The sequence below is a fragment of the Bacillus sp. NMCN1 genome (assembly GCF_002998085.1).
Classification (GTDB): Bacteria; Bacillota; Bacilli; order Bacillales; family Bacillaceae; genus Bacillus.
Genome location: NZ_PVQL01000002.1, coordinates 887,672 through 911,232 on the forward strand (window position 1 = coordinate 887,672; position 23,561 = coordinate 911,232).

A 23,561-nucleotide genomic window follows, 5' to 3' on the forward strand; every position below is an offset into this window, starting at 1 on the left:
TGAGAGAATGCCTTCTGCCGATAAGCAGTGATTTGTTTCACATAAAAAGGGTATGGTCTTATACAAATGACAAAAAGGAGCCGCTCATATGAAAAAAATCAATGTACAAACATACAGACGCGATGAGATGATCGACGTGACGAACGAGGTTCATCAATATGTCAAGGAAACTGGTGTTCAAAACGGAACCGTCATCGTCTACTGTCCTCATACGACAGCAGGGATGACCATTAATGAAAATGCGGACCCAGATGTGAAAAGAGATATGCTCCGCCGGCTTGATGAAGTCTTTCCGTGGGAACATCCGAAGGACCGCCATATGGAAGGAAATACAGCCGCACATATGAAAGCGAGCTATATGGGTGCCTCACAGCATATTCTCATCAATCATGGTGATCTTGTACTTGGCACATGGCAGGGAATCTATTTCTGTGAGTTTGACGGGCCGAGACATCGCCATTTTTATATACAGGTGTCATCAAACGAGTAAGAGATGAGGGGAAAATAATGGGGGATATTACGAAATTACTGCAAATCAAATATGGGATTATTCAAGCGCCAATGGCAGGAGGTGCCGTGACACCTCAGCTGGCAGCCGCTGTTTCACAGTACGGGGGACTTGGCAGTTTGGCAAGTGGATATGTGCAACCTGACAATTTGAGGAAGCAGATTAGACAGGTCAAACAGCTGACAACTTGCCTGTTTCAGGTCAATGTATTTGTACCAGAGCCAATTCCTGAAGTCAAAAAAGAGGATGTGGCATTTTGGGAGAAGAGACTGCCTGCACGACCAGCCGCTGATAGGCTGCCGAGCGAAGAGGAATTGTGGAATGATTTTGAACAGAAAATCGACATTCTTTTGGATGAAGACGTACCGGTTGTTTCCTTTACCTTCGCTTGTCCAAATGAACAAACGATACATCGCTTAAAACAAAAGGGGGTCTTTTTAATTGGAACCGCCACAACAAAAGAGGAAGCACTGCTTTTAGAGGAAAAAGGGATGGATGCCATTGTTCTGCAAGGAAGTGAAGCAGGGGGTCACCGAGGTACCTTTTTACCTGCAAAAGGAGATGCCCTGATGGGACTCTTTAGTCTGATCTCTGACGTCAAGACGCTCTGTCATGTGCCATTGATCGCCGCAGGCGGGATCACAGATCGAGCAGGCGTGGAAGCCGCTCTAGCGCTTGGAGCGGATGCGGTTCAAATCGGCACACGATTTTTAGCCAGCCAGGAAAGTGCTGCGGCAGACGTATACAAAAAGGCGATTTTACAGGCAGAAAGCAGTGAAACAAAGATCACGAGGCTTTTTTCTGGGAAAAGAGCAAGAGGTATTGTGAATCAGTGGATGGAGGAAGAAAGACAGAATGAAGATAGGGTTCTTCCTTATCCGGTTCAGCATGTATGGACGACGCCGATGCGAAAAGCAGCCGCTGCCGCGGTAAACCCGGATCAAATGGCTCTTTGGGCAGGACAGGGCGTTGGCCGTATTCACTCGATTTTAACCGTTGAAGAGATCATGCACGAACTGACGCACATATAAAATCATGTTGGGTGGTGTGACAGGATGGACATCTTAAAACATTCATACCAAAAAAAGGACAAATTGAATTTTGGTTTGATGAATTTCCGCACTCTCCTGCTGTCCTTACGCCCATTCGTCATTACTATTTTGTTCGTTACGTAAAATGGAGCCGGCATGATCCGCCGGTTACAAGAAAAGATTTAGAAAAAATGGAGATCCTTGTGAACACGATGCTAGGCACGTTGCAAGATTATCGTAAACGCAAGGCATACAAAAGCCCCTTGTCATAACCAATAGACAAGAGGCTTTTTTTAGCTGCCAAACATTTGCCTGAGATAAATCACATCCATCCGAGTGGTCTGCGGCAATAGATAAGCAGATTGAACAGCACCTGGCCGCCTTCTCTTATTCAATTTGTCGATCATTTCTGCCGCTGTTAAAATCCCAAGTCCATGTCCGTAATATTGATCTTCTCCTAAGTAAATCACATTTTCCCCGCGCCACTGTGACTGCTGATAGCTAAACTCTGGATTCTCGAAATATAAGCAATCCCCATAGATAAAGTCATTCCCGCGCTCTGTATAAATCGACAATGTATCATAATGCCAGTCATACAGGGTTAAGCTGCGAAGCCTTCGGTTAAACTTCTCGTCTCCTACCGTTTGCAAGACCCCCATATAAAACACGATGACAATGGCGGTAGCACATTCAAATGCATATTGCGAGCCATTTTCAAAAATGTCTTTAATTCCTCTAGATGGTTCGACTTGATAGCGCAGCTCTAGTGCTCCTGCTTCCGATACACGCCAAAAGGCATCATTTGCACGAGACCTTTGGAAGATGGCAAATGAGGCACCACTTTTATGCAAATCTCTTGCAGCATTCATAATGTTCGATCTCAATGTGACCTCAAATAACAAATCAGATGCTTGCCTGTAGCGGAACGTATCATTTGATGCTTGTAACTGCATCAAAATGATCCGCTTTTGTCCCTCTAGCTGAAATGAAGCCAGCTGCTCATTTGTCACTGGCTGTCCTGAAAGGATAATCATATGAAAAGCGCCCCCTCTTGTATTAGCGTATGCAGGGTGCTTGGGCAAGGAATCAATTTGTGAAAATATATAAAAAGGCATCCTTTTTATTTGAAAAACATGAAAATAATATAAAGCTGTCCGATATATAACATATCGTTTAAAAGGAGGAAAAACATGAAAAATGCAATAAAATGGTTGAAAAAACCATCGATTTCCAAGAGACTGATTATTTCATTCACGCTCGTTCTCGTTTTGCCAATTATTACACTCAGTACGATTTCATATCAGATTGCCAAAGAAGAATTAGATCATGAAATCATGTACGGAGCGAATGCAAGAGTCAATGAGTTGAATGACATGATCGAGCAAAAGCTTTTGAACAAAGAAAACGCGGTGAAACTCTTTACCGAAACGTCCACTGCAGACGACTTTAAAAAGAAAAATCAGCATGAACTTTATGAGCATTTTGAGATATACAGCAAAATCAATGAAGATGATGTGGTTGGGTTTTATGCAGCAAGTAAAAAGCGTGATTTCATTCAGTTTCCTAAAGTAGACATGCCAAAAGGCTATGATCCAACAACGCGCGATTGGTATCAACTAGCTATGCAGGATGACAGTGGTAATCCAGTTGTTACCAATCCATACATCTCTGCCACAACAAACGGCATGGTTGTCACGATTGCCCAGCGCCTGAAGGACGGGTCGGGAGCGATCGGGATCGATATCGATGTTCAGGACATTGTTGATAAAATAAAGGAAATTAAAATTGGACGAGAAGGTTATCCAATTATTGCAAATAAAAACAAACAAATTGTGGCTCATCCAGAAGAAAAGTCAGGATCTAAGGTCACTGAAAATATTTCATCTATCCTTTACAGCGGAAAAGAAGGAACATCAACTTATGAGAATAAAGGAGAACAAAAACGTCTCGTTTTTGTGACAAATGATTTAACAGGTTGGAAAATTGCTGGAACGATGTTTGTATCAGAAACAGAAGAAGCAGCACAGCCAGTTTGGAATTCTGCCATTATTCTTTTAATTTCTTCATTTATCCTTGGCGGCGTTGCAATCTTCTTTATCGTTCGCTCCATCACAATTGGACTTCGAAAGCTTGTTGATTTCTCAAACAAAGTGAGTGAAGGCGATTTAACCGAAACCCTTGAAACCAAATCGAAGGATGAAATAGGGGATCTGACAAGAAGCTTTAGCAAGATGAGTGAATCCCTTCGTGAAGTCATTCGAGCTGTACAACAATCTGTCGACAATGTGGCTTCGGCTTCAGAGGAGCTGACCGCAAGTGCCAGCCAAACGAGTCAAGCAACAGAGCATATCACGATGTCGATTGAACAATTTTCAAATGGAAATGAAGCACAAAACGAGAAAGTCGAATCTAGTACGAATCAGCTTGTGGCGATGAATGAAGGACTACAAGGCATGTCACATACTTCATCAGAAGTGGCTACTGTCTCACTTCAATCGACGGAGGCTGCTGGTCAAGGCGGACGCATTGTTGAAAGCACAGCGAGCCAAATGAAACATATTGATACATCTGTACAAGAAGCAGAACAAGTCATGAAGCAATTAGAATACAAGTCTAAAGATATTACGAGCATTTTAAATGTCATTAACGGCATTGCGGATCAAACGAATTTACTTGCGCTTAATGCAGCAATCGAAGCAGCAAGAGCGGGTGAATCAGGGCGTGGCTTCTCCGTTGTTGCAGAGGAAGTGAGAAAACTAGCTGTCCAATCCGCAGATTCAGCGAAAGAAATTGAAAAGCTGATTCAAGAAATTGTGTTAGAAATTGCTAAATCTCAAGATATGTTCAAAGCGGTCAATCGAGAAGTAAATGCAGGACTCGGCATGACAGAAGAGGCAAAAGAAAGCTTCCAGAACATTTATGAGGCGGCAGAAGGAATGTCGAAAAAACTGACTCAATTAAACGATACAGCCATTGATCTATCGAGCGGTTCAAAGCTAGTTTCACAAGCTATGCAGGAGATGCGCCAAGTCTCAAGAGAAAGTGCGGCAAACATTCAGGACATTGCGGCTTCTGCTGAAGAGCAGCTGGCATCTATGGAAGAAATCTCATCTTCTTCAGTGACACTTGCTAACATGGCAGAGGAACTAAAAGAACTCACAAGTCAATTTAAAATTGATTAAAAAATGATGAAAAAATACCCAAAATTGTCTGGGTATTTTTTTTTATGTTTAAACATCGTTTCTAGCCTGTAAAAATAAACCTTTCATCCGATAATAACTTTAGAGAAGTAAAGGGGGAAAGAAAAAAATGGGGAAAATGATTCAATGGTTAAAAAAACCATCCATTTCAAAAAAATTAATTATTGCCTTTTTGGTAGTCCTTATCCTGCCAACTACTGCACTGACAATTAGTGCGTTTTTTACATCAAAGACAGAGCTAGACAAACAGATTATGGGCAGTGCAATGAGTCAAGTCAATGCATTTGATACCTTAATCAATGAGAATATAGGAAATAAAGCAGATGCTGTGGCCCTGTTTACAGACTCACTCAAAGCGTCTAATCTTCAAGAAAAAAATAGAAATGCGATCATTAAAGAATTGCAGCAATTTGGAAAAATTAATGAAAAAGATGTTTCTGCTATCTATGCAGGCTCCGAAAAAGGATTGTTTATGCAATATCCTGTTCAAAAGATGCCTGATGGCTACGATCCAAGAGAGCGTCCGTGGTATCAAGAAGCGCTCAATGCAGAAAACGGTAAACAAGTCATCACAAAACCATATGTAGCAGCCTCCACAGGCAAAATGGTGATCACCATTACTCAAAAAATGAAAGATGGTTCAGGTGTTATTGGAATTGATATGGAAATTGACACCCTGCTTCAAAAGTTAAAAGAAATCAAAATTGGGCAAAAAGGCTATGCCTTTATTATGGAGAAGGATAAAACAGTTTTAGCAGATCCGACCCAAAAGCCAGGAAGTCAGGTCAATGAAAATCTGGCGAATATTATTTTTAAAAACAAAGAAGGAAACGGCAGCTACACACTCAAAGGAATAGATAAAAAGGTTGCGTATGTGACCAATGAATTAACCGGCTGGAAAATCGGTGGAACGATGCTCGTATCAGAAGTAGAAGATGCAGCAAAGCCCGTTTTCAATACAGCCATTATTGTGTTCAGTGTGACACTTATCGTAGCAGGTACCCTCATCTTCTTTATCGTCCGCTCTATATCTAAAAGATTATCCAATCTTGCCCGCTTCTCGAAAAAAGTCAGCGAAGGTGATTTACGCGATAAGCTTGAGATCCAATCAGACGACGAAATTGGCCAAGTGGGGAAAGGCTTTAATACAATGATCGACTCATTAAGAGCCCTCATTGGTGCCGTTCAAGCCTCAGTCGAAAATGTCGCTTCTTCATCAGAAGAACTGACCGCCAGCGCAGGGCAAACAAGTAAAGCAACAGAGCATATTACACTAGCCATTGAACAATTCTCCAATGGAAATGAAAGTCAAAATGACAAAGTCGAATCCAGCTCAGACGAGTTAGAGGAAATGAACCGAGGCCTTCAGCACATGAATGAGTCGGCTGAATCCATTACTGCTTCATCGATCAAATCAACAGATATCGCAGGGGAAGGCGGACAGCTTGTGGAAAAAACCGCTTCTCAAATGAATGTGATTGATCAGTCCGTGAAAAAAGCAGAGAATGTCATCAGCGCTCTTGAAAGTAAATCAAAAGACATTACACAAATTCTAGGTGTTATCAATGGAATCGCCGACCAAACGAATTTACTTGCGCTAAATGCAGCAATCGAGGCAGCAAGAGCTGGGGAATCTGGCAGAGGCTTCTCTGTTGTAGCAGAAGAAGTAAGAAAACTGGCTGTTCAATCAGCCAATTCGGCGAAAGAAATCGAGAATTTGATTAAAGAGATTGTTCAAGACATCGATGTATCACAGGAAGTATTCACTGCGGTGAATCGAGAAGTTCAATCAGGCTTAAGCTTCACTGAACAAACAAGAGTCAGCTTCCACAATATTTTCGAAATGACAAAAGAAATTTCAGACCAGCTTCAAACGATGAATCAAACGGTGATCCAGCTTTCAAATGGCTCTGCACATGTGTCAGAGGCTGTCCGTGAGATTGCAGACGTCTCACGTGAAAGCTCCGCGAACATTCAAGACATTGCGGCTTCAGCGGAAGAACAACTGGCATCAATGGAAGAAATCAGCTCATCCTCTGCTACACTCTCATCAATGGCAGAAGAATTGCGTGATTTGATCAGCAAATTTAAAGTCGAATAGACATCATGAAAAGAGCCCTTCAGCTAAAGGGCTCTTTTTTGATTGAGTAAATCAAAAGAAATAGGTAAATTTACTCATTTTAATTAATTTTCGAACATTAAGTCTTGAAAAATAATACGTATTACCTAAGAATAGAAGGGAAAGACCACAAATCATAATTCAAAAGGAGCAGAGTCATGAAAAAAATCAACTTTTTTAAGCACTTTACAATGTCAAAGAAATTAATTACTGCATTCTTAGCGATTCTCCTAGTGCCAATTCTCGTATTGGCAGCATTTTCTTATGAAGTGGCATCAAAGTCTCTCAATGATGAGATTATGTCTAGTGCTGCAAATGGTGTTCAGCAATTAAACGAACTCATTAATAAAGATGTACAGCCTAAAATTGATATCGTTTCCTATTTATCCAAATCGGTGAAAAAGAGTGAATTCGCTTCTACAAACAAAGATCTACTCAAGGTGAAATTAGAGCAATTATCGGAAACAGATGAAGATGTGGTGGAAGTATTCATTGCAGATCAAAATGGTAAACTAACCGAATATTCCAAGATTCATAAAGGTAGTGAAGCGAGCGCAAAAAACGAACCGTGGTTTCAACAATCGATGGGAGATGAGAAACTCATCATTTCAGATCCTTTTGTCGACAAGTCATCAGATGACCTGTTCATCACAATATCAGAACAGTTATCAGATGGTTCTGGTGTGATTGGAATCAATGTGCGCTTGAACACGATCGTGAAAGATACAAACAGCATCAAAATTGGCAAAGAAGGCTATGCGTTTGTCGCGACTGCAGATCAGCATTATGTTGCCCATAAAACAACCAAGGCTGGGACAAAATTGACAGGTGATTTCATCTCGAAATTGTATGATAAAAAACAAGGCAGCTTCAAATATGAATACAATGGACAGCCGAAGCAAATGTTTTTTGACACAAATGAAGCAACAGGCTGGAAGCTTGCCGGAACAATGTATATGGGCGAAGTCAAAGAAGCTGCACAGCCAGTGCTCGACTTAACCATGATCATACTGGCAGCTGCGATTGTTATAGGTGGAATCGCGATTTATTTTATGATTAAATCGATTCGAAAGCCACTGATAGAGCTCTCTGAATCGGCTGAGAAAATCAGTCAGGGTGATCTGACCCAGCATATTGAAGTTCGTACACACGATGAAATCGGGAAGCTTGCGCAGAGCTTTAACGAGATGTCAGCAAAGCTGAAACAAGTCATTCAAGCTGTTCAGAATTCCATTGAAAATGTGGCGTCCTCTTCTGAAGAATTAACAGCAAGTGCGGGACAGACAGCCCAAGCGACTGAGCATATCACATCATCTATTGAACAGTTCTCAAACAGCACTGAACATCAAAATGATATGATCGAAAAAAGCTCAGTCCAGTTGAACGAAATGGATCGCAGCTTATCCCATATGGTCGATACGACCTCTCATATGATGGAATCGTCGATTGATTCGAGCAAAACGGCTCAGGCTGGTGGAGAACTTGTTCAAAAAACAGCAGGTCAAATGCAAACCATCGAGCAGGCTGTGAAAGAAGCAGAGCTTGTTATTCAAGGCTTAGAACAGAAATCAAAGGATATTACAAACATTCTGGGTGTCATTAACGGCATTGCTGACCAGACCAATCTCCTTGCTTTAAATGCTGCGATAGAAGCCGCGCGGGCAGGAGAAGCAGGCAGAGGCTTCTCTGTTGTTGCAGAAGAAGTTCGGAAGCTGGCAGAGCAATCAGGAAGCTCTTCAAAGGAAATTGAAAGCCTGACGAACGAGATTGTAGAGGAAATTGAAAAATCACAGAAAATGTTTAAACAAGTAGCAGGTGAAGTACAATCTGGATTAAACATTACAGATGAAACGAAAGTCAGCTTTGAGAAAATCTCCGATAAAACATCAGAAATGACAGATCAAATGAAACAAATGAACGGAACGGCAAAAGAACTCTCGCATGGCTCAAATGATATTTCACATGCGGTGAACCAAATCAAAGAGCTTTCACGAGAAAGCTCCGCAGGCTTCCAAGATATCGCAGCATCCGCAGAAGAACAGCTGGCATCTATGGAAGAGATCAGCTCATCCTCTGCCACGTTATCTCAGATGGCAGAAGAGCTAAGAGAGCTCATTAAACAATTTAAAATGTAAGAGATATAGGGATGCACCTGACGTTTTGGCGTCAGGTGTTTTTCCATTCAATGCATATAAATTGGGTATTTTGGACTTATTTAGACTTTAATAAGTTAAAAAAGTAAACAACCTAGTAGTACTTCCGATATATATACTATCTTACTAAAAGGAGTTTTCTTTTTTATGAAATTCATACAGTATTTCAGAAAGCCATCTATTTCAAAAAAGCTCGTATTCTCTTTCTTATTTATTCTCTTATGCCCAATCATTGTATTGGCATTCTCTTCATATCATACGGCGAGCACCTCCTTAAATGATCAAATCATGCAAAGCGCCAAGGAGAACGTAGAGCAGCTAGATAAAAATATTACGAAGGTTGTAAAAGTGAAAACAGACGCAGCCGATTTCTTTAGCAAATGGATCACGGAGAAAAAGCTCAAGCAAAAAGGCACGACAGATATTCAAGGACGCTTTGAGCAGTTCATGAGTATGAATGATGACACAGAAGGCATTTTTGTCGCTTCAAATGATGGCAAAGTGTTTTCAAGATATCCTAATAAAAAAATGCCAGCTGACTATGTCGCAACGGAGCGGGATTGGTATAAAGACGGCTGGGCGAAAAACGGGGAGCTGTCTGTTTCAGCACCGTATCCAACAGCTTCCACCGGTACGCTTGTGGTCACAATCTCTAAAAAGTTAGAGGACGGATCAGGAGTCATTGCAATGAACTTAGACATTGCGAATCTAGTAAAAGAATCAAATAGTATAAACATTGGGAAACAAGGCTATGCCTTTATCGGAAGTCCGGATCGTACCTTTGTTGCCCATCCAACGAAAAAAGCTGGAACAAAATTATCTGGTGAATGGTTAGAAAAGCTTTATTCACAAGATGAAGGTTCTATGAGTTATATGTTTGAAGGAAAAGAAAAGCAAATGGAGTTCACCACAAACAAAGCGACTGGCTGGAAAATTGTCGGTACGATGTTTGTAACGGAAGTAGAAGAAGCTGCACAGCCAGTCTTTAACATGGCCGCTATTATTTTAGCTGGCGCGCTCATCATTGGCGGGATTTTGATCTTCTTGATCATCCGTTCCATTACAAAACCACTTTCTATACTTGTTTCTTCTTCAAAGAAGATCAGTGAGGGAGATTTAACAGAAAAAATTGATGTCCGGTCAAAAGATGAAATTGGACAGTTAGGCACAAGCTTTAATGAAATGAGTGAGTCATTAAGAGGTGTTATTCAAGCTGTACAAACATCTGTAGAAAACGTGGCTTCTTCATCTGAAGAACTGACGGCAAGTGCAGGTCAAACAACAAAAGCAACCGAACATATTACATCATCTATTGAATCATTCTCAAACGGCAACGAAAATCAAAGCGAAATGGTGGAACAAAGTGCGTCTCATTTAAAACAAATGAACGAAGGATTGAACGAAGTCGCAAAAACGTCTGATGTCATCACAGCGTCATCTATTCAATCAAAAACAGTTGCGGAATCAGGCGGACAGCTTGTGGAGCAAACCGTTGGCCAAATGAAGACGATCGACCATTCAGTGAAAGAAGCTGAAGGGGTGATCAACGGGCTGGAGCATAAATCAAAAGATATCACAAACATCCTAGGCGTGATTAATGGCATTGCGGATCAAACGAATTTACTTGCACTCAATGCTGCCATTGAAGCAGCACGTGCAGGTGAGTCAGGCAGAGGCTTCTCTGTTGTCGCAGAAGAAGTGCGTAAACTTGCAGTTCAATCATCAGATTCAGCAAAAGAGATTGAAAAGCTTGTGAAAGAAATCGTATCTGAAATCGAAACATCTCAAAATATGTTCAAATCAGTGAATGAAGAAGTGAAGAATGGTCTTTCCATTACAGATCAAACGAAAGAAAGCTTCTCACAAATTAATCTGCAAACAGCGGAAATCGCAACAAGAATCAATGAAATGAATACAACAGTACGCGAGCTTTCAAAAGGATCCGAGCAAATTTCTAAAGCAGTGAATGACATTGCAGATGTATCACGAGAGAGTTCAGCAAGCATCCAAGATATCGCCGCATCTGCTGAAGAGCAGCTTGCTTCTATGGAAGAGATTAGTTCTTCATCTACGACTCTTTCCCAAATGGCGGAAGAATTACGTGATTTAATTAAAAAATTCAAGATCAGCGAATAAGATCAAGTGGTTCTCCTCAAGGGGAACCGCTTTTCTTTTTAAGAGGTCATCTCGTACAATAGAGGAAATCGAAAGAATAGGAGAGATGTTATGCGTTTATTAGATAAGAAGGTCATTGCGTTTGTCAGTGATGATTTTGAAGATTTAGAGCTATGGTATCCGGTTTTGCGTTTAAGAGAAGAAGGAGCAACTGTCCATCTTGTAGGAGAAAAAGCAAACCATGAGTACATCGGAAAATACGGTGTGCCGGCCGTATCTGATACAGATTTTTATTCCATTCAAGCGGATGAATATGATGCTGTGCTTGTCCCTGGAGGATGGGCGCCAGATAAACTGCGCCGTTATCCAGAAGTATTAGACATCGTTCGTACATTTGATGCAAAGGCGAAACCAATTGGGCAAATTTGCCATGCCGGCTGGGTGCTGATTTCAGCAGGAATCCTGCAAGGCAAAAAAGTGACAAGCACGCCTGGTATTAAAGATGATATGACAAATGCTGGAGCGGACTGGTTTGACGAAGCAGTCGTCACAGATGGTCACCTCGTCTCGAGCAGACGTCCGCCGGATCTTCCTCCATATGTGAAAGCATTTGCGGATGTGTTAGCGGCAATTTAAACAATTGAACCAAAACGAAACAAAGGGCGAACTTACACATCATGTTCGCCCTTTGTTCATCATTTCATGCCCCATTCATTTTGTCTGTCGGCAGGATACATTACGCCCATTTGTTTTCTCGCCTCGTCCATGACGGACATGGTTTGGACAGATAAGGCAAATGTATTGACCGGAGACTGACCCATTCCTTGCTGAATACACTCAATAAAATGACAGATTTCATAATACATGGCTGGCTGATCATCTTTGAGAGAGAGATCGGTTTGGTGTCCATGACGATCATGGATCGTGATACGCGAAGGACGGTGGAATTGATCAATCACCATCGTGGCATCCTCTCCTTGAATTTCCGCAGATAAATGAGACGTTGAAATTTTAGAATGAAAAAGAAGTGCTTGATGCCCGTCATATTGTAAAAGGACAGAGCCGCTCCCATCTACACCAGAAGAAAGCTTATAGCCTCTCGCGGTGATTTGATTCGGCAGACCAAATAAATAGATCGCCGGGTAGACAAGATACACACCGATATCCATTAAAGAACCATTGGATAATTCAGGCTTAAACGCATTTGGAATCTCGCCATTTCGGTAGGCATCGTATCTTGAGGAATATTTACAGTAATGAGCGACCACTTGCCGAATGGGCCCGAGCTGATCAAGATGCTGTTTAATTTGAAGGAAGTTTGGCAGAAATGTCGTTTTCATCGCTTCCATCAAACACACTTGATGTTTTTTCGCTGCAGCAATCATCTCTTCCACTTCTTTTCGATGAGAGGCGAATGGTTTTTCGCATAAAACGTGCTTTTGGTGCTCCATCATCAACATGGCCTGCTCCTTATGAAGGGCATTTGGACTCGCAATATACACGGCATCAAACGCATCACTTTCCGCCATTTGATGTAAGTTCGTAAAAACTGTATCAATCCCGTATTTTTCGGCAAATGCCTGGCCTTTTTCAGCGGACCGTGAATAAACGGCTGTACATGTAAAATCAGCTACTCCTTCACCGGTCTGTAAGAATCGATCTGTAATCCAGTTCGTTCCGATGACAGCAAATCGAATCATGTCATTCCCTCCTTCTGCTTTTCTCTGATTATACATCCTTTGAAAGCGTTTGTATGAAAGAACATTCTTTTTATTGAAGAACGGATGAAACCTTTATATAGGCTGATGCGTCTTACATAAAGGATATAAATGTACGAAAAGTGGGTAGTTTCTTCCTTCATTCGGGTAATACTCTGATAGAAGGGGGAGGAGGAAATGAACATGAAGCGCACCCTGCATATAGGAAGTACATACGTCTTTGCGCTTTTATTCATAGCAGCCGGTATTTTTCATGTGATAGAGCCGAGCGGCTTTGCCCGTATGATGCCAGGCTGGCCATTTCCATATGTGATGGTCTATGCGACTGCATGCCTTGAATGGCTGCTGGCTGTTTTGCTGCTTCTGCCAAATATCAGGATTGCAGCAGCGAAAATCATGGCTGTCTATCTTGTACTCATTTTCCCTGCAAACCTCTTTGCGGCGCGAGAGGGAATTCCATTTCCAGGTCAAGAAAGCACAGAGCAGGCCTTTCTATGGATAAGGCTTATTGGACAGCCGATTCTGATTTTATGGGCGATGTCCATTGCGAAATGGGAAAAAAAGCTGAAACAATGATCACCATATCATGATCAAGTAGTGTACAATTTAAATAAAATAGCCCGAGTTTGGAGGAACGATATGAATTCTATGCAAATGTGGAGCAGTCGATTTAGAAATTTTTTTCTTGATAACAAGTTTGTTCTCTTTTTACTCGTCCTGCTATTAATCGGATTGAATATCCTTGTTTTCATGAAAACATCTTTTATTTTCACACCGCTCATTGTACTCGTCAAAACCATCGCCTTACCGATTATTTTAACGGGGGTTGTGTATTATTTATTAAATCCGGTTGTCAACTTGTTAGAGAGGTTTAAAGTCAAGCGGATCTATTCGATTTTGCTTTTATATCTTGTCATTATTGGCGTGATTACAGTGACCATTGTGTCCATTATTCCTTTTTTACAAGCACAAACCATGAGTCTGTTTCATAACCTTCCGAAATACGTCGATACGGTAGAAGATCAAATTAGACAATTAACAGGCAGCAACTTCATTAATCAAGTGCAAAATACGATGAACTTTAATGTGTCTGAATTAGTCAGTAAAGCGTCAAGCCAAGCGACAAGTCTTTTGGAAAGCACCTTCACCGGTGTAGGGACATTTTTGGGTGCGCTGACTGAAATCATCATCTCGATTGTCACAGTCCCATTCATTCTATTTTACCTATTAAAAGACGGCAAAAAATTACCTGATTATTTCCTGAAATTTATTCCGAATAATCTAAGAGAGCATACACATATCGTGCTGCATGAAATGAATCATCGCCTGAGCTCATATATTCTAGGACAGATCATTGTCAGCTTCTGTATTGGTATTCTTCTCTTAATTGGATACATGATTATCGGTTTAGACTATGCCTTACTGCTGGCCCTCATTGCCTCATGTACAAGTGTCGTTCCTTATCTGGGTCCAACGATTGCCATTACACCAGCGATTGTGATTGCCCTTGTCACGTCACCAATTATGCTGTTAAAATTGATCATTGTTTGGACGGTTGTCCAGCTGATTGAAGGGAAATTCATTTCTCCGCAGGTTATGGGGAAAAACCTTCATATCCATCCGGTTACCATCATTTTTGTTCTTTTAACAGCCGGTAAACTTTTCAGCGTGATCGGCATCATTGTCGCTATTCCGACGTACGCCGTTCTGAAAGTTATCACGACCCACTTATTTGATTGGTTCAAAATGCGATCCAATTTGTATAAAGAAGAAAAGGTTTAATGTCATAATCTTTTTTTGAAAAAAATATAGTATCATAAAGACGAGCTTTCGATGAAGGAAGCTTGTCTTTATGTGGACATAGATGGTTGGCCTGTTCAAAAGATCAGAATTGAAAGGAAAGAAAATCATGAATCTATGGGATTTATTCGTGGCACTGGTTTTAGGAATTGTCGAAGGATTAACAGAGTATGCACCTGTCTCATCTACAGGTCATATGATCATTGTCGATGATCTATGGTTAAAATCAAAGGAAATCATTACGCCAGAGGCGGCAAACACATTTAAAGTCGTGATTCAGTTAGGTTCTATTTTAGCTGTGATGATTGTGTTCAAGGATCGTATTTTGAACTTGTTAGGCTTAAAGAAAAATATCACCGAAGAACAGAAGCGCAGCGGGCATAAGCTGACCATTGCTCAAATTGCAGTAGGACTCGTCCCAGCCGTCATTTTAGGATTCTTATTTGAAGACTATATTGATAAATACTTGTTTGACGTGAGAACAGTCGCTGTCGGTTTGATTTTAGGTGCAGTGCTGATGCTTGTCGCTGACTGGATCAATCAACGTAAAACAGAAACAAGCTCTGTCGATAACATGACGTACAAACAGGCGCTTTATATCGGACTGTTTCAATGTTTGGCATTATGGCCAGGCTTCTCTCGCTCAGGTTCGACGATCGCAGGCGGGGTTATTCTTGGGTTGAATCACCGTGCTGCGGCTGACTTTACATTTATTATGGCAATGCCGATTATGGCGGGGGCAAGCTTGTTAACACTTGTGAAAAATGCCGAATATTTAACAACAGACATGCTGCCATTCTTTATCGTCGGCTTTGTGAGTGCATTTGTTGTGGCTCTCTTTGTTGTTCGATTCTTCCTAAAACTGATCAATAAAATCAAACTGGTGCCTTTTGCGATATACCGAATTATCCTAGGTGTGATTTTATTTATCCTGTTCATGTAATGCTGTAAACTACTCTTTTAGAAGAGTAGTTTTTTTGTTGTTTCAGCTCTTTTAAACAGTAAAATCACCCTCTTAATTGGTAGAAAAAGAAGTTTTTTTCATAAATTAGTGTTTAAGAGACAGAGGGAGGGGTAGTACATAAACATACCAATTAAAGGAGGAGTTAGAAATAATGAGAAAAACAAGCAAATTTTTTGTTAGTTCTGTGATCGCTACGTCAATGGTTGCTGCCCCTCTATCTCTTACGACTTTTGGTCAAACGGCTGAAGCTGCTACGACAACAGGTGTTGATGGAAGTGTCTCTATTGATCCAGTAGCCATTGCCGATAAAATTGAACAAGCAGTAAAATCATCTCAAAATCGTGATGGATTCGTAAAAAATGCGGCGTACAGTGCCTTCTATGAAGCAGGTCAAAACTACAACGTTGTTGTCCAAAACTTAAGCCAAGATCATGACTTTAGCGGACTGAACAATGTTGTCTACTATGATAGTGTTGAATATGATGGTATTACGTTTGGTATTTGGGTATTTGAAGATGGTACGTTCGTCAATAATGGTGACGGCGGCTATATTAACTGGACATTTGTTGGCAGCTTTGACCGTGAGGAAGGAAGCGGCACTGTCGATTTCCATAAAAGATTCTAATCTTATTGTCAAAAGTCTGCCGGTGAATCGGCAGACTTTTTTATAACGCACATTCTTCTATTTCAAAACCTAAATCTTCAATGATGTGATGATCCGTTTGGACTTGCTGGCCTTTTGTTGTTAAATAATCGCCTACGAAAATGGAATTTGCCGCATAAAGGGCAAGCGGCTGAAGCGTCCGTAAATTGAACTCTCTGCCTCCAGATACTCGAATTTCCTTAGTTGGATTGACAAACCTCATGAGTGCCAACACTTTCAATGCTTTGATCGGATGTGTTCGTTCTTGATGCTCAAGCGGTGTTCCCTCGATTGCATGAAGAAAGTTGACTGGAATGGAATCCGCATCAATGGCTCTGAGCGCAAAAGCCATTTCAACAATTTGCTGGTTGGTTTCACCCATCCCAATAATAACCCCTGAGCAAGGTGACATGCCCGACTGTTTGACCTCCTCAAGGGTCGACAAACGATCATGATATGTATGAGTTGTCGTAATGTGAGCATGATGCTCTTGATGTGTATTGATATTGTGATTATACCGATGCACACCCGCTTCCTTCAGCCGCTTCGCTTTGTCTTCATTTAATAACCCAAGACATGCACACACCTTCAAAGGCATGGTCTCAGTGATCTCTTTTACTGCTGCCGTGACTTCATCTAATTCCCTATGAGAAGGCGCTCTCCCGCTTGCCACAATACAATAAGTCCCCGCTTTTCTCTTGAGCGCCTCACGCGCGCCAGCCACAATCGTTTTTTGATCAAGCATTGTATATCTTTCAACAGGTGCTTTTGAAATGATCGACTGTGAACAATAACCACAGTTTTCAGGGCAATAACCGCTTTTTGCGTTAAAAATCATATTTAATTTCACCTTGTTTTGAAAAAAATGAAATCGTACTTGATAGGCTGCATGCATGATAGATAATAATTCTCTATCGTCAGCTGCAAGAATGTCTAGACCTTCTTGCATGGTGATCGGTTCATTTTTCAGCGCTTTCTCCGCTATCGCTTCCCAAGACAAAGATATTTGTTTTCCCATCATAAGCTCTCCTTATGTTAACTTATTTTTATTAAAAGTTAACATAAGGGATTGTCGTTGGCAAGCATTGGATAAATGAAGTTTATAAATATACCAAAAAGGCGATGATCATGAAGTCATCGTACGAGCTTTCATTAATTATTTCATCGGTAACACTTCTTTTTTAGGGGAAAAAGAGGCATAAAAAAAAGCTGGGCTCATCCCAGCAATGTAAAGCTTTATGAAAAGAGATCATCAATCGTCGTCACGCTGTTTTGGCTGACGGCCTTTTTGCTTCTCTTTTTCTCTAATGTAATTAATGAAATCGATGGTTTGTCTTCGTGCTTCTTCGGAAAAATCGGAGGCAGCTTTAAACGCAATTTGCAAATCAGGATCGTCTGCAAGGTCGTCATCAGTTCCGCCTTTGTCCTTACCTGTGAGAAGATAATCCGTTGAGACCCCATATAACTCGGCGATTTTCACAATCATTTCACCGTCGGGCTTTCTCAAGCCATATTCCCAATTTGCATAGGTGGACATCGCCTTTAATCCGAGCTTTTTAGCAACTGTTGACTTGCTCCATCCATGCTTCTCTCTTAATTCAGTTAAAATCTTTCCAGTCAAATTATCCATTGGAAACACCTTTTTTCATGTTATGAGTAAATTTTATCATGAATTACACGGAAAAGATAATTAATTACACAAAAAGAATAAAAAAGTGATTGACTTACTCGTTTCGTGTATATTATCATAATGAATATAACTTACACATATTGAGTAAGAGGTGGAAAGATGAAACTTGAAAATTTACGAGAAGAACGCATTTTACAAGGAAAAACACAAACCTATATGGCGAAAAAGTTAGGATATAAGTACACGAGCGGCTATGCAAATATAGAAATGGGCAGAACGAAGCCTAGCTTAGAAATAGCAAAGCATATTGCAGATCTGCTGAATAGGGGTGTTCAAGAGCTTTTTTTTGACCAAAAGTTACACAAAATGAGTAACACTTTAAAGGAAGAGCATCTCTTAGAAAAGGGGAGACGAACAAAATGAATATCGAACATCCAATGGTAGCGCAGATGAATGACTTTGGATATCCAAAAAGCTACTGGTCATATGACATGAAGCGTTATGGATATCAAACAGAGATTGAGGACAGTCAGGAGGGATTTGAAGAAGATGAAACATCAGATGACGTTTGATGCCAGAAAGGAAGCGCAGCTTTGTTTAGTCCAAGCTGGCGGCTGGATCACCTTTCATCATCAGAAACCGGTGTTTGTTTTTTCCACAGCAGAAGGGAAGCAAACATACATGACCCTCTTGGCGGAAAAATTCGCTGAAGCAAAAAAGGAGGAATCAAGGCGACGTGAAACGATGGAAGCAAATCGTGACAATCCTCAAATGCTTGCTCAAAGCGAGTAAAAACGAACAAGACATCCGTCAGTGGGAAAAGGATGACGGGAGCTCATAACATGGTCATCCATTTCATCATTGATGCAGAGTTTTTGTTAACAAAAGATAGATTGATAAAAAGAATACGAGCAGCTGCAAAAGCGCAATGCCCGCACAAAATAAAAGGCGCACTATCACTTGAGATTCGCTTATTTGACGACATGCCGCTTGACATAGCTGACTGTCAAAACAAGCGTACATACGCAGAAAAAGGTTTGATACGTCCAGTGCACGTCAGCATCTTTCAGCCAAGACTACAACATATTCAAGAAGCACTTCATTCCATTGCGGATAAAGTCCCTCTACAGATTGTCGATTTAAGAGTTTCCCAGTTTTATAGTATGCGTCCAAGAATTGAAATCATTTTAAATACGATAGGTGATGGCACGAAGTCTTCACCAAATAAGGAGACAAGCATATGAACGAGCCAAAACAATTATTCATTCAAGAAAACCAGACATTCGTCGGTGAGATGGAAAGAGGAAAAATTCAAGTCATCGTGTTAGATGGGAATGTAGGAACGGCTTATCAGATAGATGTACCTGAACATGGAAAAACCATTATTCAAACGGCAAAAGGTCACTTTGCCAGAGTAGATCATGAGATTGGTTTTAAAATCAGCTAGATCGCTGAGCAGATCACAACACAATACAATACGTCCAAGACGGAAAGCCTGCGGACACTGATCAAGACCCTATGAAAAGGGGACTGATTGGTGTCCGTTTTTTATTTTCTTAAAAAAGGGAGAGAGCGAACATGCAAGATTTACTCATTGAATATAAACGAGCATTAAAGGATGCTAGAAAAAGATATGAACCATATAGAGAAAAAGAAGACAAACAGCTGTCAGATCAAGAGAAGCATGATAAGAAAATTATCGCCAGTATGGTCAGCGATCTCGAATACGTCGTGGAATGGCTTCAAATCGGCAGGCAGCCAGGCGCACGCAGAGGATTAGACAGACGTTCAGTCTATCAGCGCACCATCCTGGCAAATCCAGAAGTGTTAGAGGCTTTATCACATGAATATACCCTCATCCAAGAAAATGAAAGAGAAGTCAGTGAGCGGGACAAGAAACGAATTGACGAAGCCTTGTCCGTTTTAACAGATCGAGAAAAGGACGTGTTCTTTATGCACACAACACAAGGATTATCGTTTAGCGAGATTGCGGTCATGCTGGATGTCAAAAAGGGAACTGTCCAAAAACATATGGAAAGAGCTCGGGCAAAGATGTCCAAAAAAGTACAAGAACGCCTATTCGAAGCAGCTGAATAGGCGTTTTTTCTTTTACAAAATAAATGGAGCAGCGCTTGTCTTACAGTTGCCACCTATAGTTAGAAAGACCAAACGGATGTTTGCTAGCCCTACACAAATGATTCCTTCACAGGGAATCGTTCGAATTAAAAGGAGGCGGCAGGTGAATGTAAATGAAAGATAAACGGATAGAGGCCAAGCAGGATTATCTGAAAGGGATGACGTACCAGCAAATTGCTGATCATTACAATGTCTCGATCCATACCGTGAAATCATGGAAAAGACGATACGGATGGCAAAGACAAAAAACTTCGTCAAAGCAGGCACACTCGATTTTCAATCAATTTCTTTCAGATGAAACGATTGAAATCATGGAGAAAATGGACGGGCGTACATCGCTTGATTTAATCTGGGATCAAATTCAAATTCAATATGCTGCCATTATTCGGGCGCAGCGAATCATGTATGTGTCAGATCAAGAGGACATGATCAAAGAGCTGAAAAAGGCAGCATACATGCCTTCTTCGTTAGAAGAAACAGTAGAAGGAATTCAGCCAGAACCAGAAATCAGCACAGAAGAATATTCGTTTCAATTTTCATGGGACCGGCATGCCACGTTTTTAAATGCCCAATCCCGTGCAATGGGAGAACTCAGGCGTCTCATTAAACAGTTTGAAGAGCTCGCACATGCGAAGGATGAACGAAGATTAAGGCTGAAGCAAATTGAACTGACCATCGAAAAAACAAAAAAAGCAGTGCGTGAAGAAAAAGAGGAAGATCTTCACATCATGATTAAGCGGAAAGAGGATAACTCATGACGCCATTGATTGAAAAAGAAGTCAATCCTCATTTTGAACACTTTCTATTCGATTGGAATCAAAAGTTTCAATTTTTAGTAGGCGGCTACGGCTCCTCCAAAAGCTATCACATTGCGTTAAAGCTCATCTTAAAGCTGCTGGAAGAAAAGCGGACAGCACTTGTCATTCGAGAAGTATATGATACGCACCGCGAATCAACATTTTCTCTATTACAAGAGATCGTCAGCGATCTTGGCATCGACCATGTGGTGAAGTGCCGTAGTTCGCCGCTTGCCTTGACGTTTCGAAATGGCAGCAGCATCTTATTCAAAGGGCTGGACAAGCCTGAGAAATTGAAATCGATCAACAACATCTCGATCATTTGGATTGAGGAGTGTTCAGAGGTTTCTTATGAAGGCTTTAAAGAGCTGCTTGGAAGGCTGAGGCATCCGTCCTTACCGCTTTATATGATGTTATCGACCAATCCTGTTGGTCAAGATAATTGGACGTACAGACATTTCTTTCGAGATGAACAGCTGAAGCGATTTGTCCTAGATGACGAGACCTTATATAAAAAGCGAACCGTGGTCATCAAGGATACGTACTACCATCACTCCACAGCGGAAGATAACCTATTTCTCCCTAAAAGCTATGTGAAGCAGCTGGATGAGCTGAAAGAATACGACCCAGACCTCTATCGAATTGCGAGGAAGGGCTATTTCGGCATCAATGGCACAAAGGTTTTTCCTCAATTTGAGGTAAGAAACCATTCTGACGTATTAGAAGCGATTCAGCAGATTGACCGGCCGCTGAAACGAGCAGGCATGGATTTTGGATTTGTTGAATCGTACAATGCGCTCATTCGATTAGCCGTTGATCATGAAAAAAAGTACTTATATATTTACTGGGAATATTACGACCGCGGAAAAACAGATGATGAAACAGCCGTCGACCTAATAGAGTTCATTGAATCAAAGGAACTCATCAAAGCTGATGCAGCCGAGCCTAAAACCATTCACTATTTTCGGCAGCGTGGATTTCAAATGGTGGCAGCACATAAGTTTCAAGGCTCACGTTTGCAATATACAAAAAAGATCAAACGGTTTAAGAAAATCATTTGCTCTGATGCTTGTCCGTACACAATCTATGAACTTCAATCACTGACCTATAAGGCAGATAAGGATGGCCGTTTAGAGGAAGATGCATTTCAAATCGATCCGCACACATTATCAGCCATCTGGTATGCGCTGGATGATTATGAAGTGACGGATTTAAAACAGACCGCCTCTGAGCGTGTCCGTCCAAACAGAGAGAGGAGGTCCATACAATGAAACAATTGAAAGCAACGATTATGAAGGCAAACATGTCTGATCATACAAAACAAATGTATGCAGATGAATTTTCCTATGAAAAAGATGACATTGTTCCCCCGCCTTACAACATCAATGAATTAAAAAGCATGGCAGAATATTCAACCATTCTTCAGCAGTGTATTGATGCGTACAAAACCAATATTTTAGGCTTTGGGTTTGGGGTGGAATATGCCTTTGACTTTAATGCAGAAGGTGTAAAACCGTCAAAAAAGAAAGCCGCAGAGAAGGAATGGACAAGACTTGAAGAGTTTACGAAGTACATGAACTATGATGAGTCTGCCGATGTGGTTCTAGGCTATGTCCTCGAAGACCGAGAGAAAACGGGCAATGGTTTTTTAGAGGTGCTGCGAGATGGACAAGGAAAGCCGGCAGGAATTGAGTATTTAGATGCGCTTCATATCCGCATTTGCAAGCTTAGTGAGCCAGTCGACGTCGAATTCAGGTACACAGAAAACGGCGAAATGAAGACAATGAATCGAAAGAAACGATTCCGAAAATATGTGCAGGTCATCAACGAAAAGAAAGTCTTCTTCAAGGAGTATGGTGACCCGCGCATTTTGCATTGTGAAACAGGCAAATACGATGACACCACACCAGAGGCACTTCGCGCAACAGAAGTGATTCATTTTAAAATTGGCAGTGGAACGTATGGGATTCCCCGCTGGATTGGCAACATCGTCAATATGTACGGAGCACGCAAGGCAGAAGAGCTGAACTATCTTTATTTTAAACAAGGACGGCATGTACCAGGTGCCATCATTGTCGAAAATGGCATGCTGTCAGAGTCATCCTATCAGCAGCTTCAAGATTATATGGACGATATTGAAGGATCTGATCATGCACATAAGTTTCTATTGCTTGAAGTTGAAGGTCTACCGACAGAAAAAGGGTTAACGGGAGAAGAAGATGTCTCAAATGTCAAAGTGAACTTTAAATCCCTAGCTGAGATCCTGCAAGAAGATGCGCTCTTTTTAGAATACGATGAAAAAACAAGAAACAAAATCCGCTCTGCGTTTCGCCTGCCGCCAATTTACACAGGTGAGTCTCAAGACTATAACAAAGCGACAGCAGATACAGCGCGTAAAACAACAGAAGAGCAGGTATTTCAGCCGGAACGGTATCTCATCACAGGAAAACTCAATACTCTTTTCCTGCCGGATCTTGATATTTGGCATGTCCGATTTCTATTAAATGGCCCTGATTTTAGAGACCCATTAGAGATCGCCAAGGTTCTGACGCCATTTATTCAGGCTGGGGCAGTGTCACCTAACGATTTGCGCGATCTAGCAGGACGAATTCTCGGAAAAACGCTAGAGGAATGGCCTGAGGAACTCTATCACCGACCTTTAGAAAACCGCATGAAATCAGCTGAAGAACAGCCTCAATCAGAGCCTGACCAGCTGACGAAATAAACAGAAGCGCGTGAGCTTTTTT

General features: G+C 41.2%; 24 protein-coding genes and 5 pseudogenes. 25 read left to right on the plus strand and 4 right to left on the minus strand.

Features of this window, described 5'->3' with window-relative positions; all coding sequences use genetic code 11:
* Positions 1–88 precede the first annotated feature (88 nt).
* From C6W21_RS14350 to C6W21_RS19275, 3 genes and pseudogenes are all read left to right on the plus strand, one after another.
* Positions 89–490, plus strand: a complete 402-nt coding sequence (locus tag C6W21_RS14350; RefSeq protein WP_106056551.1) for a secondary thiamine-phosphate synthase enzyme YjbQ — start codon at positions 89–91, stop codon at positions 488–490.
* Between the two features lie 17 nt (positions 491–507).
* Positions 508–1,539 (plus strand): nitronate monooxygenase, encoded by a 1,032-nt coding sequence (locus C6W21_RS14355; RefSeq protein WP_106050897.1) that lies wholly within the window; start codon positions 508–510, stop codon positions 1,537–1,539.
* A 24-nt stretch (positions 1,540–1,563) separates the two neighbouring features.
* A pseudogene (locus C6W21_RS19275) lies at positions 1,564–1,811 on the plus strand (hypothetical protein).
* Between the two features lie 21 nt (positions 1,812–1,832).
* On the opposite strand, the gene C6W21_RS14365 reads toward C6W21_RS19275, so the two are convergent.
* A complete protein-coding gene (locus C6W21_RS14365) occupies positions 1,833–2,573 on the minus strand; it encodes a protein-glutamine gamma-glutamyltransferase (RefSeq protein ID WP_106050899.1) in 741 nt (246 codons plus the stop codon).
* A 339-nt stretch (positions 2,574–2,912) separates the two neighbouring features.
* Between C6W21_RS14365 and C6W21_RS19475 the strand changes: the two are divergent.
* The 9 genes and pseudogenes from C6W21_RS19475 to C6W21_RS14390 form a co-directional block, all read left to right on the plus strand.
* A pseudogene (locus C6W21_RS19475) lies at positions 2,913–3,779 on the plus strand (cache domain-containing protein); the annotation flags it as partial.
* A 114-nt stretch (positions 3,780–3,893) separates the two neighbouring features.
* A complete protein-coding gene (locus tag C6W21_RS19480; protein WP_411266038.1) occupies positions 3,894–4,721 on the plus strand; it encodes a methyl-accepting chemotaxis protein in 828 nt (275 codons plus the stop codon).
* A gap of 283 nt (positions 4,722–5,004) precedes the next feature.
* Positions 5,005–5,898: pseudogene (locus C6W21_RS19485) on the plus strand (HAMP domain-containing protein); the annotation flags it as partial.
* The gene (locus C6W21_RS19490; protein ID WP_411266039.1) at positions 5,890–6,840 is read left to right on the plus strand and encodes a methyl-accepting chemotaxis protein; all 951 of its coding nucleotides are present in this window, start codon (positions 5,890–5,892) and stop codon (positions 6,838–6,840) included. The pseudogene C6W21_RS19485 and the gene C6W21_RS19490, both read left to right, overlap by 9 nt.
* A 317-nt stretch (positions 6,841–7,157) precedes the next feature.
* Positions 7,158–8,054, plus strand: a pseudogene (locus tag C6W21_RS19495) (HAMP domain-containing protein); the annotation flags it as partial.
* On the plus strand, positions 8,046–8,993 hold the full coding sequence (locus C6W21_RS19500; RefSeq protein ID WP_411266040.1) for a methyl-accepting chemotaxis protein: 948 nt from the start codon (positions 8,046–8,048) through the stop codon (positions 8,991–8,993). The pseudogene C6W21_RS19495 and the gene C6W21_RS19500, both read left to right, overlap by 9 nt.
* Before the next feature lie 165 nt (positions 8,994–9,158).
* Positions 9,159–10,199: pseudogene (locus C6W21_RS19505) on the plus strand (HAMP domain-containing protein); the annotation flags it as partial.
* Complete coding sequence (locus tag C6W21_RS19510) at positions 10,194–11,147, plus strand: methyl-accepting chemotaxis protein (protein ID WP_411266041.1); 954 nt, start codon at positions 10,194–10,196, stop codon at positions 11,145–11,147. The pseudogene C6W21_RS19505 and the gene C6W21_RS19510, both read left to right, overlap by 6 nt.
* Positions 11,148–11,237: 90 nt before the next feature.
* Positions 11,238–11,762, plus strand: coding sequence for a type 1 glutamine amidotransferase domain-containing protein (locus tag C6W21_RS14390; protein ID WP_106050904.1), 525 nt, complete (start codon positions 11,238–11,240; stop codon positions 11,760–11,762).
* 59 nt (positions 11,763–11,821) lie between these two features.
* Here the strand turns inward: C6W21_RS14390 and C6W21_RS14395 are convergent, their stop codons facing one another.
* A complete protein-coding gene (locus C6W21_RS14395; protein WP_106050905.1) occupies positions 11,822–12,826 on the minus strand; it encodes a Gfo/Idh/MocA family protein in 1,005 nt (334 codons plus the stop codon).
* A gap of 201 nt (positions 12,827–13,027) precedes the next feature.
* Here C6W21_RS14395 and C6W21_RS14405 point away from each other — a divergent pair, with 201 nt between their 5' ends.
* The 4 genes from C6W21_RS14405 (at position 13,028) to C6W21_RS14420 (ending at position 16,233) form a co-directional block, all read left to right on the plus strand.
* Positions 13,028–13,420: a DoxX family protein gene (locus tag C6W21_RS14405; protein WP_106050906.1), complete on the plus strand. Its 393-nt coding sequence runs from the start codon at positions 13,028–13,030 to the stop codon at positions 13,418–13,420.
* Positions 13,421–13,483: 63 nt separating this feature from the next.
* Positions 13,484–14,626 (plus strand): AI-2E family transporter, encoded by a 1,143-nt coding sequence (locus C6W21_RS14410; protein ID WP_106050907.1) that lies wholly within the window; start codon positions 13,484–13,486, stop codon positions 14,624–14,626.
* A gap of 127 nt (positions 14,627–14,753) precedes the next feature.
* Positions 14,754–15,587: an undecaprenyl-diphosphate phosphatase gene (locus C6W21_RS14415; protein ID WP_106050987.1), complete on the plus strand. Its 834-nt coding sequence runs from the start codon at positions 14,754–14,756 to the stop codon at positions 15,585–15,587.
* Between the two features lie 172 nt (positions 15,588–15,759).
* A complete protein-coding gene (locus C6W21_RS14420; RefSeq protein WP_003212767.1) occupies positions 15,760–16,233 on the plus strand; it encodes a hypothetical protein in 474 nt (157 codons plus the stop codon).
* A gap of 40 nt (positions 16,234–16,273) precedes the next feature.
* Here the strand turns inward: C6W21_RS14420 and bioB are convergent, their stop codons facing one another.
* Both bioB and C6W21_RS14430 read right to left on the minus strand, forming a co-directional pair.
* Positions 16,274–17,269 carry a biotin synthase BioB gene (gene bioB / locus C6W21_RS14425; protein ID WP_106050908.1) on the minus strand — a complete coding sequence of 332 codons (996 nt, stop codon included), beginning with the start codon at positions 17,267–17,269 and terminating at the stop codon, positions 16,274–16,276.
* A gap of 234 nt (positions 17,270–17,503) precedes the next feature.
* The gene (locus tag C6W21_RS14430) at positions 17,504–17,881 is read right to left on the minus strand and encodes a helix-turn-helix domain-containing protein (protein ID WP_106050909.1); all 378 of its coding nucleotides are present in this window, start codon (positions 17,879–17,881) and stop codon (positions 17,504–17,506) included.
* Between the two features lie 159 nt (positions 17,882–18,040).
* On the opposite strand from C6W21_RS14430, the gene C6W21_RS14435 reads away from it, so the two are divergent.
* The 9 genes from C6W21_RS14435 (at position 18,041) to C6W21_RS14470 (ending at position 23,539) form a co-directional block, all read left to right on the plus strand.
* On the plus strand, positions 18,041–18,304 hold the full coding sequence (locus tag C6W21_RS14435) for a helix-turn-helix transcriptional regulator (RefSeq protein WP_106050910.1): 264 nt from the start codon (positions 18,041–18,043) through the stop codon (positions 18,302–18,304).
* A complete protein-coding gene (locus C6W21_RS19080) occupies positions 18,301–18,453 on the plus strand; it encodes a hypothetical protein (protein ID WP_189318195.1) in 153 nt (50 codons plus the stop codon). Before C6W21_RS14435 ends, C6W21_RS19080 begins: the two co-directional genes overlap by 4 nt.
* A complete protein-coding gene (locus C6W21_RS14440) occupies positions 18,431–18,673 on the plus strand; it encodes a hypothetical protein (protein ID WP_223249588.1) in 243 nt (80 codons plus the stop codon). The genes C6W21_RS19080 and C6W21_RS14440 overlap by 23 nt, the downstream gene beginning before the upstream one ends.
* Before the next feature lie 50 nt (positions 18,674–18,723).
* A complete protein-coding gene (locus C6W21_RS14445; RefSeq protein WP_106050911.1) occupies positions 18,724–19,125 on the plus strand; it encodes a RusA family crossover junction endodeoxyribonuclease in 402 nt (133 codons plus the stop codon).
* The gene (locus tag C6W21_RS14450) at positions 19,122–19,328 is read left to right on the plus strand and encodes an XtrA/YqaO family protein (RefSeq protein WP_106050912.1); all 207 of its coding nucleotides are present in this window, start codon (positions 19,122–19,124) and stop codon (positions 19,326–19,328) included. The genes C6W21_RS14445 and C6W21_RS14450 overlap by 4 nt, the downstream gene beginning before the upstream one ends.
* A gap of 131 nt (positions 19,329–19,459) precedes the next feature.
* A complete protein-coding gene (locus tag C6W21_RS14455; RefSeq protein WP_106050913.1) occupies positions 19,460–19,978 on the plus strand; it encodes a sigma-70 family RNA polymerase sigma factor in 519 nt (172 codons plus the stop codon).
* Between the two features lie 152 nt (positions 19,979–20,130).
* Positions 20,131–20,775, plus strand: a complete 645-nt coding sequence (gene terS, locus C6W21_RS14460) for a phage terminase small subunit (protein WP_106050914.1) — start codon at positions 20,131–20,133, stop codon at positions 20,773–20,775.
* A complete protein-coding gene (locus C6W21_RS14465; protein ID WP_106050915.1) occupies positions 20,772–22,085 on the plus strand; it encodes a PBSX family phage terminase large subunit in 1,314 nt (437 codons plus the stop codon). Before terS ends, C6W21_RS14465 begins: the two co-directional genes overlap by 4 nt.
* Positions 22,082–23,539 carry a phage portal protein gene (locus C6W21_RS14470; RefSeq protein WP_106050916.1) on the plus strand — a complete coding sequence of 486 codons (1,458 nt, stop codon included), beginning with the start codon at positions 22,082–22,084 and terminating at the stop codon, positions 23,537–23,539. Before C6W21_RS14465 ends, C6W21_RS14470 begins: the two co-directional genes overlap by 4 nt.
* Positions 23,540–23,561 lie beyond the last annotated feature (22 nt).

Bases quoted from the DNA above. Each gene is read 5' to 3' on its own strand.
- bioB (WP_106050908.1), bottom strand. From the start codon at position 17,269: ATGGGAAAACAAATATCTTTGTCTTGGGAAGCGATAGCGGAGAAAGCG.
- C6W21_RS14455 (WP_106050913.1), top strand. From the start codon at position 19,460: ATGCAAGATTTACTCATTGAATATAAACGAGCATTAAAGGATGCTAGA.
- C6W21_RS14420 (WP_003212767.1), top strand. From the start codon at position 15,760: ATGAGAAAAACAAGCAAATTTTTTGTTAGTTCTGTGATCGCTACGTCA.
- C6W21_RS14440 (WP_223249588.1), top strand. From the start codon at position 18,431: ATGAAACATCAGATGACGTTTGATGCCAGAAAGGAAGCGCAGCTTTGT.
- C6W21_RS14405 (WP_106050906.1), top strand. From the start codon at position 13,028: ATGAAGCGCACCCTGCATATAGGAAGTACATACGTCTTTGCGCTTTTA.
- terS (WP_106050914.1), top strand. From the start codon at position 20,131: ATGAAAGATAAACGGATAGAGGCCAAGCAGGATTATCTGAAAGGGATG.
- C6W21_RS14410 (WP_106050907.1), top strand. From the start codon at position 13,484: ATGAATTCTATGCAAATGTGGAGCAGTCGATTTAGAAATTTTTTTCTT.
- C6W21_RS19510 (WP_411266041.1), top strand. From the start codon at position 10,194: ATGAGTGAGTCATTAAGAGGTGTTATTCAAGCTGTACAAACATCTGTA.
- C6W21_RS14435 (WP_106050910.1), top strand. From the start codon at position 18,041: ATGAAACTTGAAAATTTACGAGAAGAACGCATTTTACAAGGAAAAACA.
- C6W21_RS14390 (WP_106050904.1), top strand. From the start codon at position 11,238: ATGCGTTTATTAGATAAGAAGGTCATTGCGTTTGTCAGTGATGATTTT.
- C6W21_RS14430 (WP_106050909.1), bottom strand. From the start codon at position 17,881: ATGGATAATTTGACTGGAAAGATTTTAACTGAATTAAGAGAGAAGCAT.
- C6W21_RS14355 (WP_106050897.1), top strand. From the start codon at position 508: ATGGGGGATATTACGAAATTACTGCAAATCAAATATGGGATTATTCAA.
- C6W21_RS14395 (WP_106050905.1), bottom strand. From the start codon at position 12,826: ATGATTCGATTTGCTGTCATCGGAACGAACTGGATTACAGATCGATTC.
- C6W21_RS14415 (WP_106050987.1), top strand. From the start codon at position 14,754: ATGAATCTATGGGATTTATTCGTGGCACTGGTTTTAGGAATTGTCGAA.
- C6W21_RS14470 (WP_106050916.1), top strand. From the start codon at position 22,082: ATGAAACAATTGAAAGCAACGATTATGAAGGCAAACATGTCTGATCAT.
- C6W21_RS14365 (WP_106050899.1), bottom strand. From the start codon at position 2,573: ATGATTATCCTTTCAGGACAGCCAGTGACAAATGAGCAGCTGGCTTCA.
- C6W21_RS14465 (WP_106050915.1), top strand. From the start codon at position 20,772: ATGACGCCATTGATTGAAAAAGAAGTCAATCCTCATTTTGAACACTTT.
- C6W21_RS19490 (WP_411266039.1), top strand. From the start codon at position 5,890: ATGATCGACTCATTAAGAGCCCTCATTGGTGCCGTTCAAGCCTCAGTC.
- C6W21_RS19480 (WP_411266038.1), top strand. From the start codon at position 3,894: ATGTCGATTGAACAATTTTCAAATGGAAATGAAGCACAAAACGAGAAA.
- C6W21_RS19080 (WP_189318195.1), top strand. From the start codon at position 18,301: ATGAATATCGAACATCCAATGGTAGCGCAGATGAATGACTTTGGATAT.
- C6W21_RS14350 (WP_106056551.1), top strand. From the start codon at position 89: ATGAAAAAAATCAATGTACAAACATACAGACGCGATGAGATGATCGAC.
- C6W21_RS19500 (WP_411266040.1), top strand. From the start codon at position 8,046: ATGTCAGCAAAGCTGAAACAAGTCATTCAAGCTGTTCAGAATTCCATT.
- C6W21_RS14450 (WP_106050912.1), top strand. From the start codon at position 19,122: ATGAACGAGCCAAAACAATTATTCATTCAAGAAAACCAGACATTCGTC.
- C6W21_RS14445 (WP_106050911.1), top strand. From the start codon at position 18,724: ATGGTCATCCATTTCATCATTGATGCAGAGTTTTTGTTAACAAAAGAT.